At 62.0% G+C, this 12,298-nt stretch carries 12 protein-coding genes; 5 read left to right on the forward strand and 7 right to left on the reverse strand.

Going from position 1 to position 12,298, the window contains the following annotated elements; genetic code table 11:
- Positions 1 to 4: 4 nt before the first annotated feature.
- The 5 genes from J3361_RS23870 to J3361_RS23890 form a co-directional block, all read right to left on the reverse strand.
- Positions 5 to 1,225, reverse strand: a complete 1,221-nt coding sequence (locus J3361_RS23870; protein ID WP_207966599.1) for an electron transfer flavoprotein subunit alpha/FixB family protein — start codon at positions 1,223 to 1,225, stop codon at positions 5 to 7.
- Positions 1,225 to 3,174, reverse strand: coding sequence for a dimethylglycine demethylation protein DgcB (gene dgcB, locus J3361_RS23875; protein ID WP_207966600.1), 1,950 nt, complete (start codon positions 3,172 to 3,174; stop codon positions 1,225 to 1,227). The genes J3361_RS23870 and dgcB overlap by 1 nt, the downstream gene beginning before the upstream one ends.
- A gap of 164 nt (positions 3,175 to 3,338) precedes the next feature.
- Positions 3,339 to 5,399 carry a dimethylglycine demethylation protein DgcA gene (gene dgcA / locus J3361_RS23880; protein WP_072405833.1) on the reverse strand — a complete coding sequence of 687 codons (2,061 nt, stop codon included), beginning with the start codon at positions 5,397 to 5,399 and terminating at the stop codon, positions 3,339 to 3,341.
- A 15-nt stretch (positions 5,400 to 5,414) separates the two neighbouring features.
- Entirely contained in the window at positions 5,415 to 5,945 is a 531-nt protein-coding gene (locus J3361_RS23885) for a DUF5943 domain-containing protein (protein ID WP_018612374.1), read from the reverse strand.
- A gap of 78 nt (positions 5,946 to 6,023) precedes the next feature.
- Positions 6,024 to 7,001, reverse strand: a complete 978-nt coding sequence (locus J3361_RS23890) for a dipeptidase (RefSeq protein ID WP_030139307.1) — start codon at positions 6,999 to 7,001, stop codon at positions 6,024 to 6,026.
- A 233-nt stretch (positions 7,002 to 7,234) separates the two neighbouring features.
- On the opposite strand from J3361_RS23890, the gene J3361_RS23895 reads away from it, so the two are divergent.
- From J3361_RS23895 to J3361_RS23910, 4 genes are all read left to right on the forward strand, one after another.
- Positions 7,235 to 7,636: a lysozyme inhibitor LprI family protein gene (locus J3361_RS23895; RefSeq protein ID WP_207966631.1), complete on the forward strand. Its 402-nt coding sequence runs from the start codon at positions 7,235 to 7,237 to the stop codon at positions 7,634 to 7,636.
- Between the two features lie 88 nt (positions 7,637 to 7,724).
- Positions 7,725 to 7,979 carry a type II toxin-antitoxin system RelE/ParE family toxin gene (locus tag J3361_RS23900; protein WP_207966601.1) on the forward strand — a complete coding sequence of 85 codons (255 nt, stop codon included), beginning with the start codon at positions 7,725 to 7,727 and terminating at the stop codon, positions 7,977 to 7,979.
- Positions 7,963 to 8,286, forward strand: coding sequence for a helix-turn-helix transcriptional regulator (locus J3361_RS23905; RefSeq protein WP_003206335.1), 324 nt, complete (start codon positions 7,963 to 7,965; stop codon positions 8,284 to 8,286). Before J3361_RS23900 ends, J3361_RS23905 begins: the two co-directional genes overlap by 17 nt.
- Positions 8,287 to 8,318: 32 nt before the next feature.
- Positions 8,319 to 8,735 (forward strand): DUF3010 family protein, encoded by a 417-nt coding sequence (locus J3361_RS23910; RefSeq protein ID WP_207966602.1) that lies wholly within the window; start codon positions 8,319 to 8,321, stop codon positions 8,733 to 8,735.
- Positions 8,736 to 8,905: 170 nt separating this feature from the next.
- Here the strand turns inward: J3361_RS23910 and J3361_RS23915 are convergent, their stop codons facing one another.
- Complete coding sequence (locus J3361_RS23915; RefSeq protein WP_207966603.1) at positions 8,906 to 10,090, reverse strand: AAA family ATPase; 1,185 nt, start codon at positions 10,088 to 10,090, stop codon at positions 8,906 to 8,908.
- A gap of 68 nt (positions 10,091 to 10,158) precedes the next feature.
- Positions 10,159 to 11,118 carry a GlxA family transcriptional regulator gene (locus tag J3361_RS23920; protein ID WP_207966604.1) on the reverse strand — a complete coding sequence of 320 codons (960 nt, stop codon included), beginning with the start codon at positions 11,116 to 11,118 and terminating at the stop codon, positions 10,159 to 10,161.
- Between the two features lie 188 nt (positions 11,119 to 11,306).
- Between J3361_RS23920 and J3361_RS23925 the strand changes: the two genes are divergently transcribed.
- Complete coding sequence (locus J3361_RS23925; protein WP_207966605.1) at positions 11,307 to 12,251, forward strand: choline ABC transporter substrate-binding protein; 945 nt, start codon at positions 11,307 to 11,309, stop codon at positions 12,249 to 12,251.
- The last annotated feature ends 47 nt before the right edge of the window (positions 12,252 to 12,298 follow it).

Below are 12,298 nucleotides of genomic sequence, written 5' to 3' on the forward strand. Positions count from 1 at the left end.
TAGCTTAAGCCGCATCGCGCTTGGCTTCGTTGCGGTAAGCCTCTACCGCCGCGATCAAGGCCTGGAGAATCGCCGCGCTGTCACCGATCACCGACAGGTCTGCCCGTTTGATCATGTCGCAGCCTGGGTCGAGGTTGATCGCCACCACCTTGTCGCAGGCACCAATGCCTTGCAGGTGCTGGATCGCCCCGGAGATCCCCACGGCCACGTAGACCCGCGCAGTGACCCAGGTGCCGGATGCACCGACCTGACGATCCCGGGCCATGAAGCCGTCGTCCACCGCCACCCGCGAAGCGCCTTCGGTAGCGCCCAGGGCCGCGGCTGTCTGGTGGAACAGCGCCCAGTCCTTGACCCCGTTGCCGCCGGAGAAAATGAATTCGGCCTCGGCCATCGGGATCGCCCCCGGGTCCACGGCAACCGCGCCAAGGTCTTCGATCCGCGACAAGCTGCGGGCCACGCTTGTGGATAACTCCACCGGCAAGGCTTCGTGACGGGTTTCGCTGACCGGTTCGGCGCATTCGGCCGCCGCCAGGATCAAGCGCGCCAACGGTCGAGCCAAGTCTTGCAGGCCCGCACCGGCGCGACCGATGCATTCTTCGCCCTTGACCTGCCAGACCCGCGTGGCCGGGCGCTCGCCCAGGGCTGCGGCAAAGCGTCGGCCCAATTCACCGCCGCCGCTGCGACTGTCAGGCAGCAGCCAGTGGCGTGGGTTGAATTGGTTATCCACAGCCCGCAAGCCTTGCACCCGTTGCTCCGGTGCATAACCGCTGAATTCCTCGCCTTCGAGTACCAGCAAGCGGTCGACACCCGCCGTGGCGAAGGTGCTTTCCTTATGCTCGCCAAACACCACGGCCAACACTGCGCCGTCGCTGCCGGTCAACTGATGGGCCAGGCCGAGCAGATCGCGGTCGTGGCTGCTGAGGCGGCCACCGACCATGTCCGGGACGACACAGATGTGGAACGCCGGTTGCGGCACCTGATGCAGCGGCAATTGCACTTCAACGGCAGCGGTGCGTTTGCTCGCCCCACCTTGCTGGGCACCGCTGCGATCAATCCGTTTGATCCCATTGGGGCCGATGAAACCGACGCCATGGACATTCTTGCGAATGACGCCGTTGGGGCCCATCCAGCTGTGCTGTACCGGTTGCATGGCCGCGTGCAGTGGATGCAGGCGGTTGCGGGCGATCCACTCGGCGCGAGGGTCGCGGCGGATGATGTCGCTCATTAATGCACCTCCGCGGGTTCACGTTTGGCCGGGGCCACGGGCTTGCTCGGGGCCGCGTCTTCCAGCAGCGCATCGGCCACCAGTTCGGCAATGTCCTTGATCATCGGCCGTGGTTCGACCACGCCTTCGAGCATCGCGGTGCACTGTGGACAACCCACGGCCACCAGCTCGGCACCGGTTTCGCGGATGTCGTCCATGCGCATGTCGGGAATGCGCTGCTTGCCCGGGATGTCGGTGATCGGCGCACCGCCGCCACCGCCACAGCAACGCGAACGGAAACCGGAACGCTGCATTTCCTTGACCTCGATGCCCAGCGCCCGCAGCACCTGGCGCGGCGCCTCGTATTCGCCGTTGTAGCGGCCCAGGTAGCACGGGTCGTGATAGGTCACGCTGTCGCCCTTGTGCTGGCCGAGGTTCAACGCCCCGGCGTCGATGATTTCCGCCAGGTAGGTGCTGTGGTGCTGCACCAGGTAGTTGCCATCAAAGGCGCCGTATTCGTTTTTCAGCACATGGAAGCTGTGGGGATCGCAGGTGACGATGCGGTTGAAGCTGTATTTGGCCAGGGTCTGGATGTTGCGCTTGGCCAACAGCTGGAACGTCGCCTCATCACCCAGGCGCCGGGCCACGTCGCCGCTGTCGCGTTCTTCGAGGCCGAGCACGGCGAAGTCGATCTTCGCCGCCTTGAGCACTTTGACGAAGGCGCGCAGGGTGCGCTGGTTGCGCATGTCGAAGGCACCGTCGCCGACCCAGAACAGTACGTCGGTGGATTTCTTCTCGCTGAGCAGATTGAGGTTCAGGTCCGCCGCCCAGTTCATCCGCCCACCCGGGGCGAAGCCGCCAGGGTTGTCGGTGGCGATGAGGTTTTCCAACACCTCGGCGCCCTTGTTCGGCGTCGCGCCTTTTTCCAGGGTCAGGTGGCGGCGCATGTCGACGATGGCATCGACGTGCTCGATCATCATCGGACACTCCTCGACGCACGCCCGGCAGGTGGTGCAGGACCACAAGGTCTCGGCGTCCACCAGGCCGTTGACGATCGGCTGATGTGGATTGCCGCCGTGCTCACCTACAGGTTTGCCTGGATACGGACTGCCGGCAAATTTCGCATCGGTGCCGCCGGCCAGGCCGACGACCATGTCCTGGATGAGTTTTTTCGGGTTCAACGGCTGGCCGGCGGCGAACGCCGGGCAAGCCGCTTCGCACTTGCCGCACTGCACGCAGGCGTCGAAGCCGAGCAGTTGGTTCCAGGTGAAATCCTTGGGTTTTTCCACACCCAGCGGTGCGGTCGGATCATTCAGGTCCAGCGGCTTCAGACCGGTGGAACGGCCACCACCAAAGCGCTCGGCGCGGCGGTGCCAGGCCAGGTGCAGGGCACCGGCGAAGGCGTGCTTCATCGGCCCGCCCCAAGTCATGCCGAAGAACAATTCCGTCACGCCCCACAACACGCCGACACCCAGGATCGCCGCCACCAGCCAACCACCGAAGTTTTCCGGAAGGATGCCGGCCACCGGCAAGGTCACCAGGAAGAACGACGCCGAGAAGGCCAGCAGGCTTTTCGGCAGGCGCATCCACGGGCCTTTCGACAAACGCGCTGGCGGGTTGCGCCGACGCAGATACATGAAGATCGCGCCCACGAACATCACCGCTGACATCAGCAGCAGGGCGTAGCCGAGGATGCGGTTGTGCAGGCCAAAACCGTGGACCAGGATCGCCAACACAATCGATGCCACCGCACCGCCCGCCGTGGCGACGTGGGTGTTGGCAATGTATTTGTCCCGCGCCACCACATGGTGCAAATCCACCATGTAGCGCTTGGGCATGGCAAAGAGGCCGCCGATCAGGTCGACCTTGGCCGGTCGTCCCCGGCGCCACATGTTCACCCGCCGCAAGGCGCCCAGGACCGCGAGGCCCAGGGCGGCGAACAGCAGGATTGGAAGAAGGGTGTTCAACATAGGTGTTGCTCCCAAAGACCTCAGGGTCTTGCAGGTCGAGATGCCTTACTCGGTCACTGTGGGAGCGGGCTTGCTCGCGAAGGCGGTGTGACAGTCAGCTTATGTGTGGCTGACAAAATGCATTCGCGAGCAAGCCCGCTCCCACAGGGGTTTGATGCAAGCCGTTAGAAATCCTTGCACAACCGCAGGGCGTCGTAGATGGCCGCGTGGGTATTACGCTGGGCCACGCAGTCGCCGATGCGGAACAGCAGGTAGCCATCGCCGCTCTGCTCCAGGCACGGCTGGGGCTTGATCGCGAACAGGGCTTCCACGTCGATCTGGCCCTTGTTGCGCGAACCCTCCTTGAGCGCGTAGTAGATTTCTTCGTCCGGCCGCACGCCGTTTTCCACCACCACCTGGTCGACCACGCGTTCTTCCTTGGCACCGGTGTATTCGTTCTCCAGCACCGCGACCAACTTGTCGCCTTCGCGGTAGACCTTCTCCAGCATCATGTCCCCGGTCATGATCACTTCCTTGGGGTACATGCTGCGGTAGTAGGTGGGGAACGACGTCCCGCCAATGGCCACGCCCGGCTTGATGTCGTCGGTGACGATCTCGACCTGGCTGCCCTTGTCGGCGAGGAAGTCGGCCACCGACATCCCGGTGAACTCGCAAATGGTGTCGTAGACCAGCACGTTCTTGCCCGGCGCGACCTTGCCGTCGAGGACGTCCCAGCTGCTGACCACCAGCCCTTCGGCGGCGCCCCAGTGTTCGTTCTGCTCCACGTTCGGATGACCGCCGACGGCCAGCACCACCACATCCGGACGCAGGTCCATGATGGTCGCCGCATCAGCCGCCACGCCCAGGCGCAGGTCGACCTTCAGCCGCGCCAGCTCCAATTGGAACCAGCGGGTGATACCGGCGATCTGGTCCCGTTGCGGGGCCTTCGAGGCGGTGGTGATCTGCCCGCCGATGAATTCTTTCTTCTCGAACAGGGTCACATCGTGCCCACGTTCGGCGGCCACCCGCGCCGCTTCCATCCCGGCCGGGCCGGCACCGACGACGACTACCTTGCGCTTGGGCCCGGTGGACTTCTCGATGATGTGCGGCACGCCCATGTATTCACGGGATGTCGCGGCGTTCTGGATGCACAGCACGTCCAGGCCCTGGTACTGGCGGTCGATGCAGTAGTTGGCGCCGACGCACTGCTTGATCTGGTCGATCTGGCCCATCTTGATCTTGGCGATCAGGTGCGGGTCGGCGATGTGGGCACGGGTCATGCCGACCATGTCGACGTAACCGCCCTCCAGGATCCGCGTGGCCTGGTTCGGGTCCTTGATGTTCTGCGCGTGCAGCACCGGGACCTTGACCACTTCCTTGATACCGGCAGCCAAGTGCAGGAACGGCTCCGGTGGATAACTCATGTTCGGGATGACGTTGGCCAGGGTGTTGTGGGTGTCGCAACCCGAGCCCACCACGCCGATGAAATCCAGCATGCCGGTGTCGTCGTAGTACTTGGCGATCTGCTTCATGTCCTCGTGGGACAAGCCGTCCGGGTGGAACTCGTCACCGCACAGGCGCATGCCCACGCAGAAATCGTCACCCACTTCGGCACGCACGGCCTTCAACACTTCCAGGCCGAACTTCATGCGGCCTTCAAAGCTGCCGCCCCATTCGTCGGTACGCTTGTTGACCCGCGGGCTCCAGAACTGGTCGATCATGTGCTGGTGCACGGCAGACAACTCGACACCGTCCAGGCCACCGGCCTTGGCCCGGCGCGCGGCCTGGGCGTAGTTGCCGATCACCCGCCAGATTTCTTCCGGCTCGATGGTCTTGCAGGTGGCACGGTGCACCGGCTCACGCACGCCGGACGGCGACATCAGGGTCGGCCAGTTGAAGCCGTCCCAGCGCGAGCGACGGCCCATGTGGGTAATCTGGATCATGATCTTGGCGCCATGCTTGTGCATGGCGTCGGCCAGGTTCTGGAAGTGCGGGATGATGCGGTCGGTGGACAGGTTCACCGAGCTCCACCATTCCTGGGGGCTGTCGATGGCGACCACCGACGAACCGCCGCAGATCGCCAGGCCGATGCCGCCCTTGGCCTTCTCTTCGTAATACTTCACGTACCGGTCGGTGGTCATGCCGCCGTCGGTGGCGTAGACCTCGGCGTGCGCGGTGCTGAGCACGCGGTTGCGGATGGTCAGCTTGCCGATCTGGATCGGCTGGAACATTGCTTCAAAAGCCATGGCGCGATCCTCGACTTACAACGGCTTGACGATGAACAGGCCGTCGTCGTGGCCTTCTTCGGAACCGCCGTAGACCTGCTCGGCCACGGTGCGGATCTGGCTGCCGCGCGCGGCGAGGATCTGGTCCATGGCGCCGGCGAACCAGCCGGTGAACATGTAGTCGACCTTGCGCCCGACCTTGCCGTACACATAGACGAATGCCGAGTGTTCGAGCTTGACGCTGGCGGTGCCTTTGTCCAGGTCGATGTCCTGGATCTTGAACAGGCCCCAGCCACGCTGGGACAGGCGCTTCATGTAGTGCTCGAACACCGCGACGCCTTCCAGGCCGTGGCATTCGGCTTCTTTTTCACACCAGTGCCAGGCGGATTTGTAGCCGGCCTTGTAGAGAATCTCGGCGTAGGCGTCGGCGCCCAGCACTTCCTCGATGCCCATGTGGTTGTTGACGAAGAAGTGACGCGGCACGTACAGCATCGGCAGGGCGTCGGACGTCCAGACACCGGTTTCGCTGTCGACTTCGATAGGCAGTTGCGGGGCGATCTTGGCCATGAAAACTTGACTCCGGAAATTCGTGATGTGCCTGCGGCGCGAGTGGCCGCAGGTAAGGATTCAGTGATGCAGCGGGGTTTACTCGCCCCAGACGTCCTTGAGAACGTTCACCCAGTTCTCGCCCATGATCTTGCGCACCACCCGCTCCGGGTGACCGCGCTTGAGCAGCGTCTCGGTGAGGTTCGGGAACTCGCCCACGGTGCGGATGCCCAGGGGGTTGATGATCTTGCCGAAGCTGGTCAGACGACGGGCGTAGCCCTTGTCGTGGGTCAGCATTTCGAAGAAATCCTGGCCGTGGCCCTGGGTAAAGTCGGTGCCGATGCCGATGGCGTCTTCACCGACGATGTTCATGGTGTATTCGATGGCCTCGGCGTAGTCGTCGATGGTCGAATCGATGCCCTTGGCCAGGAACGGCGCGAACATGGTCACGCCGACGAAACCACCGTGGTCGGCAATGAACTTCAGCTCTTCATCGGATTTATTGCGCGGGTGTTCTTTCAGGCCGGACGGCAGGCAGTGGGAGTAGCACACCGGCTTCTTCGACTCGAGGATGACCTCTTCGGAGGTCTTGGAACCGACGTGGGACAGGTCGCACATGATGCCGACGCGGTTCATCTCGGCAACGATCTCGCGACCGAAGCCCGACAGGCCGCCGTCGCGCTCGTAGCACCCGGTGCCGACCAGGTTCTGGGTGTTGTAGCACATCTGCACCACACCGACGCCGAGCTGCTTGAAGATCTCGACGTAGCCGAGCTGGTCTTCGAAGGCATGGGCGTTCTGGAAGCCGAAGATGATGCCGGTCTTGCCCTGTTCCTTGGCACGACGGATGTCGGCGGTGGTTTTCACCGGGATCACCAGGTCGCTGTTCTCGCGGATCAGTTTCTGGCTGGCGACGATGTTGTTGATGGTGGCCTGGAAACCTTCCCACACCGACACGGTGCAGTTGGCTGCGGTCAGGCCGCCCTTGCGCATGTCTTCGAACAGGTCGCGGTTCCACTTGGCAATGATCAGCCCGTCGATAACGATGCTGTCGGCGTGCAATTCGGCTGGGCTCATCAGGCAGTCCCCTTGTTAGCGATTCATGCGCCGAATCGTGTGCCGGCGCTTTGGGGCCAGCATATGCCTGAGGGCCGTCGCGACCCGGTGCAAAAACGACAGGGGAATTGCCGAAAGCGTCAATCCACGACAATGGGTTACGACAGGCCCACCCTGCCCGTCTGTTCTTTACCCGACGCTTGCGCCAGAATCCGCCGCATCACTGGTTTTCACTGGACTTGAGCGGCAACGCGATGAAATCGATCTTCCTGGCTTTGGCACTGATCAGCACCCTGGCACACGCAACCGAAGACACCGAGCCCAACCCCTGCGACGAAGTTGAAAACGACGTCCAGACCCTGGCCTGCTCGGCCTATGGCAAAACCGCCGCCGAACAATTGCTGGGCGAAAACCTGCAAAGCCTCTTTGAGCGCCTGCAAACTCGCTACGCCAGCGACAAGGCCCAACTCAACGACATCACCGCCAAGGTCAAGGCCGCCCAGCAACTGTGGCAAAAACAGCGCGACGCCGACTGCGCCATCGCCGCCTTCCCGGCCAAACCCGGCAGCGAAGCCTACAAAATCGCCGAAAACGACTGCATGGCCCAGGTGAGCGATGATCGTTCGGAGTTTTTGGAGTCGATTGGGCAAGACTGAGGGCAATATTCAGACACCTTTCATGCGTTGGCCTTGGAGGGGATATAAGTCAGGATTCGCAAAACTTATAAAAGACTTATATCCTTTCATGAACACCATCCACTGGACCAGAAAAGCCGTTAAGCAGCTTCTGAAATTGCATTCTCCCCATCAGGCCCAGGTTCGGGACGCCGTTACGGCGCTCGCCCAGATGCCCGACGCGGCGAACGTCAAAGCGCTTGTCGGCCATGACTACGCCTATCGCCTTCGGGTAGGCCGCTATCGAGTCATGTTCGATTGGGACGGGGCGATCAAGATCGTCAGCATTCAAGAGGTCAGGAAACGCGATGAACGTACCTACTGATATTCAGATCATCAATGACGCAGACGGGCATCCGGCATTTGTGGTCATTCCATATGCCCAATACGTCGCGCAGAAACTGGAACCCGATCTGATTCCCCATGAAGTCGTCAGCCGTATCGTCGACGGCGCCACGCCCATTCGCGCCTGGCGCGAACACCTGAACCTGACTCAAGATGAAGTCGCCAGGCGCCTGGGTATTTCTCAACCGGCGTTTGCCCAGCAAGAGTCGGTCGCCAAGCCTCGCCGAGCCACCCGCGAAAAAATTGCTGCGGCCTTTGGTATCCATGCTGACCAGTTGGAGCTGTAAGCTGCACGCCACCCTCCAGCAAAAGGATTCACATGAAAACGTGCGGCATCGAAATCAAAGGCAGCGAAGCGATCATCGCCGTTGCCTCGCTGGATCAACAGGCGTTGAGTCACGTTGCGCTGAGCACCAAGAAAATCGCCCTGGACGACGATGACGAAGCTGCCAACGTCAAGGCATTCGCCGCCCAGGTGCGGACGTTCGTGACGGACAACGGCATCGAACGCATCGCCATCAAGAAGCGCAGCAAGAAAGGCGAGTTCGCTGGTGGGCCGACGACGTTCAAGATCGAAGGGGTTTTCCAGTTGCTGGACGGTTGTGAGGTGACGCTGCTGTCGCCGCAGACCATCAACGCTCAGAGCAAAAAACATGACTTCGCCCTGCCGGCGACGCTGAACAAGTATCAGCATGAGGCCTATAAAGCAGCCTGCTCGGCGCTGATGAAGAAATAGACCTTTCCCAGCCGAACGGGCACCTGTGGGGAGTTTTTTGTGGGAGCAAAGCTTGCTCGCGATGAAAGCGATGCGGTCCTTCAGAAACCGAGTCGACTGTTTCGCGAGCAAGCTTTGCTCCCACAAAATCCCCTCTCCACACAGCTCACTATGCTCGACCGCCAATCGGGTCAGGACCGATTCTGTTGCTGGCGATACCCCTTCAACCAATCCGCAAACGCCTTATCCTCCAGCGCATAACCACCGCGGTTGGACTTCCACACCAACTCCTTTTCACGCAGCGCATCAATGCAGGATTGGATGGTCTGGGTACCGGGCACGACTTCGCTTCCCATGCTCTTCAATGCCTTGCCCACCGCCTCCAGCGTTGAATCGGTGAAGGGCGCGAAGGGCTCGTTGTTCTGCGAGCGCTCGGCCATGACCTGCAACACGGCGCGTTGCGGCACCGTCAGGGCGTTCCAGGCGCTCTCGAATTCGGTCCAGACGCCGGCGCGCAGCATTTCGGCGCTGTTGCGCAGCAACTCCCCCAAATGGCTCGCCTCACCCAGTTCCAGGGCGATTTCGCCGATGACGCTGCGCAACATCTCCGGACGGCGACCTACCAACTCAAACGCCTGGTCCAGGTCATCGGCGTTGAACTGATTGGTCTGGGCCAAGTGTGCGTTCAAGTGGGTGGTGTACGCCTGGGTGAAGGCTTTGCCCAGCAAAGGAAACGGCGTGATGCTGGACCCATAGAACGGTTGGTTGCGACTCAGCACCAAGTGGGCGAGCTTATCGCGATTGGAACCAGTGAACACCAGCCGCAGGCCGCTGGTATCGCCCTCACGCCCCTGATTGAGCTGGTCACGGGCCGCCTTGAGACCGAACATCGCGTTGCCCCCGGCTTCGGTGGTCAATGCATGCTGGGCTTCGTCGATCACCAGCACCACGGTTTTCTCGGCAGCATGGTGCAACAGCTCCAGCGCCTGGGTCAGCGTCGCCCCTTCGGGCAGTTGCGGCTGGCTGAAATCCCAGGACAACGTGCGCAAGAAGCTGAGTTTGTCGATGCCAATGGACTTGGCAAGCTTGCGGATGCCTTTCTCATAAGGCACCAACGCGGCGGCAATGGCCGAGGCGATCAGTTCGGCAGGGTCCTTCTCCTTGTTTGCCCAAAGATCGACGTAGACCGCGAGCCAACCTCGCTCCTCGCATTCGGGAATCAAGTCTTCACGCAGGAAGGTACTTTTTCCGGTGCGCCTTGGCGCGGCCAGGAACAGGCCTGAGGTGTAATCCTGGATCCCGGCGCCAATCAGCCCGTCGACAATGTTGCGGGCCAGATCCGGACGCCGGAAGACAAAACCGGGGTGCTTGGACATGGTTTTATACTCAATTATGGCGAAAGGTATAATTTATAGCCGCGAGTATAATTGAGTATAAAAGCCTGTCAAACCGCCGCCCGCTCATCCCCCTGCCGCCGCCGATCCTCCCGCGGACACCGCGCAAAACGTGCCCGATAGCTGCGAGTGAAGTACGACGGCGATTCGAACCCACAGGCAATGCTCACCTCCAGCACGCTCATGTCGGTCTGGCGCAGCAGCTGCCGGGCCTTTTCAAGGCGCAGGCGCAGGTAGAAGTTGCTCGGTGTGTCGTTCAGGTGCAGGCGGAACAGCCGTTCGAGCTGGCGACGAGTGACGTTGATCGACTCGGCCAGCGCCAGGGTGCTCAGCGGCGGTTCGCTGTGGGTTTCCATTTCACCGATGACGTGCACCAGCTTCTTGTTGCGAATGCCGTAGCGGTTGGCGATTTCCATGCGCTGGTGATCTTTGCGCGGACGGATGCGGCCGAGCACGAATTGCTCGCTGACCTGGATCGCCAGTTCCGATCCGTGGGCCTGGCCGATCAGGTCCAGCATCAGGTCGATGGACGCAGTGCCGCCTGCACAGGTGATGCGGCGACGGTCGATTTCAAACAGTTCCTGGGTCACGCTGAGTTGCGGATAGGACTCCTTGAACGCCTCGATGGCTTCCCAGTGCAACGTCACCCGGTGCCCTTCCAGCAGCCCCGCGTCGGCCAGGACCACGCTGCCGGTGTCGATGCCGCCCAGGATCACACCTTCGCTGTCCAATCGATGCAGCCAGCGCTCCAGTGCCGGGGTGGCGAACTTCAGCGGCTCGAACCCCGCCACCACCCAGAGGGTCGCGCCTTTCTTCAAGGGCTCCAGCGCGGCATCGGCGTTGACCGACATGCCATTGCTCGCCAGCACCGCCCCTCCGTCGATGCTCAACACATGCCAGCGGTACAGCTCGCCGCGAAAGCGATTGGCGACCCGCAAGGGTTCGATGGCCGAGATGAAACCGATGGCCGAGAAACCGGGCATCAACAAAAAGTAGAAATCCTGGGACATGGAGCGCACTCGGTTGACGGGCAGCGTGCGGACCTTGATACGCCAGTTGCAACAACCGTTCAAGAGTCGCTGCAGTGCAAGAGCACGTCGCCGCTGTGCGTTTTGCCCCGCCCGGGGCTGCGTAACGTGGCATCACCGGCGCACAGACACCGGACCCCATAACAATAAGCTGCCGAGGAACCCTGACAATGAAACGACTGATCAGCTACTGCGTTCTTGCACTCAGCGCCACCGAGCTTTTGAGCCCGGCCGCCATGGCCGCCGAGCCCGCCGCCTGCCAGAACGTACGCCTGGGCGTGGTCAACTGGACCGACGTCATCGCCACCAGTGCCCTGACCCAAGTGATGCTCGACGGCCTCGGCTATAAGACCAAGCAGACCAGCGCCTCCCAGCAAATCATCTTCGCCGGCATCCGCGACCAGCGCCTGGACCTGTTCCTCGGCTATTGGAACCCGTTGATGACCCAGACCATCACCCCGTTCGTCGAGGCCAAGCAGGTCAAGGTGCTGGAGCAGCCCAGCCTCAAGGACGCCCGCGCCACCCTGGCCGTGCCGACTTACCTGGCCGACAAGGGCCTGAAGACCTTCGCCGACATCGCCAAATTCGAAAAAGAGTTGGGCGGCAAGATCTACGGCATCGAACCCGGCTCCGGTGCCAACACCCAGATCAAGGCGATGATTGCCAAGAACCAGTTCGGCCTGGGTAAATTCCAACTGGTGGAGTCCAGCGAAGCCGGCATGCTCGCCGCCGTGGACCGTGCCGTGCGGCGCAAGGAAGCCGTGGTGTTCTTCGGCTGGGCGCCGCACCCGATGAACGTCAACGTGCAGATGACCTACCTCACCGGCAGCGACGACGCCCTCGGCCCGAACGAAGGCATGGCCACCGTCTGGACCGTGACTGCGCCGAACTACGCCGAGCAATGCCCGAACGTCGGACGCTTGCTGAGCAACCTGACCTTCACCGCCGAAGACGAGAGCCGGATGATGCAGCCGTTGCTCGATCACAAGGACCCGCTCGAATCAGCCCGGCAATGGCTCAAGGACCATCCACAGGACAAGCAGCGCTGGCTCGAAGGCGTGACCACCTTCGACGGCAAGCCGGCCGCCGACAACCTGAAACTCACCAGTAACTGATCAACCGATCTCCATCTGCGCAGCAGCACAAGGGCTGCGCAGTGACT

The sequence above is a fragment of the Pseudomonas sp. OA65 genome, assembly GCF_017498305.1.
Classification (GTDB): Bacteria; Pseudomonadota; Gammaproteobacteria; order Pseudomonadales; family Pseudomonadaceae; genus Aquipseudomonas; species Aquipseudomonas zanjanensis.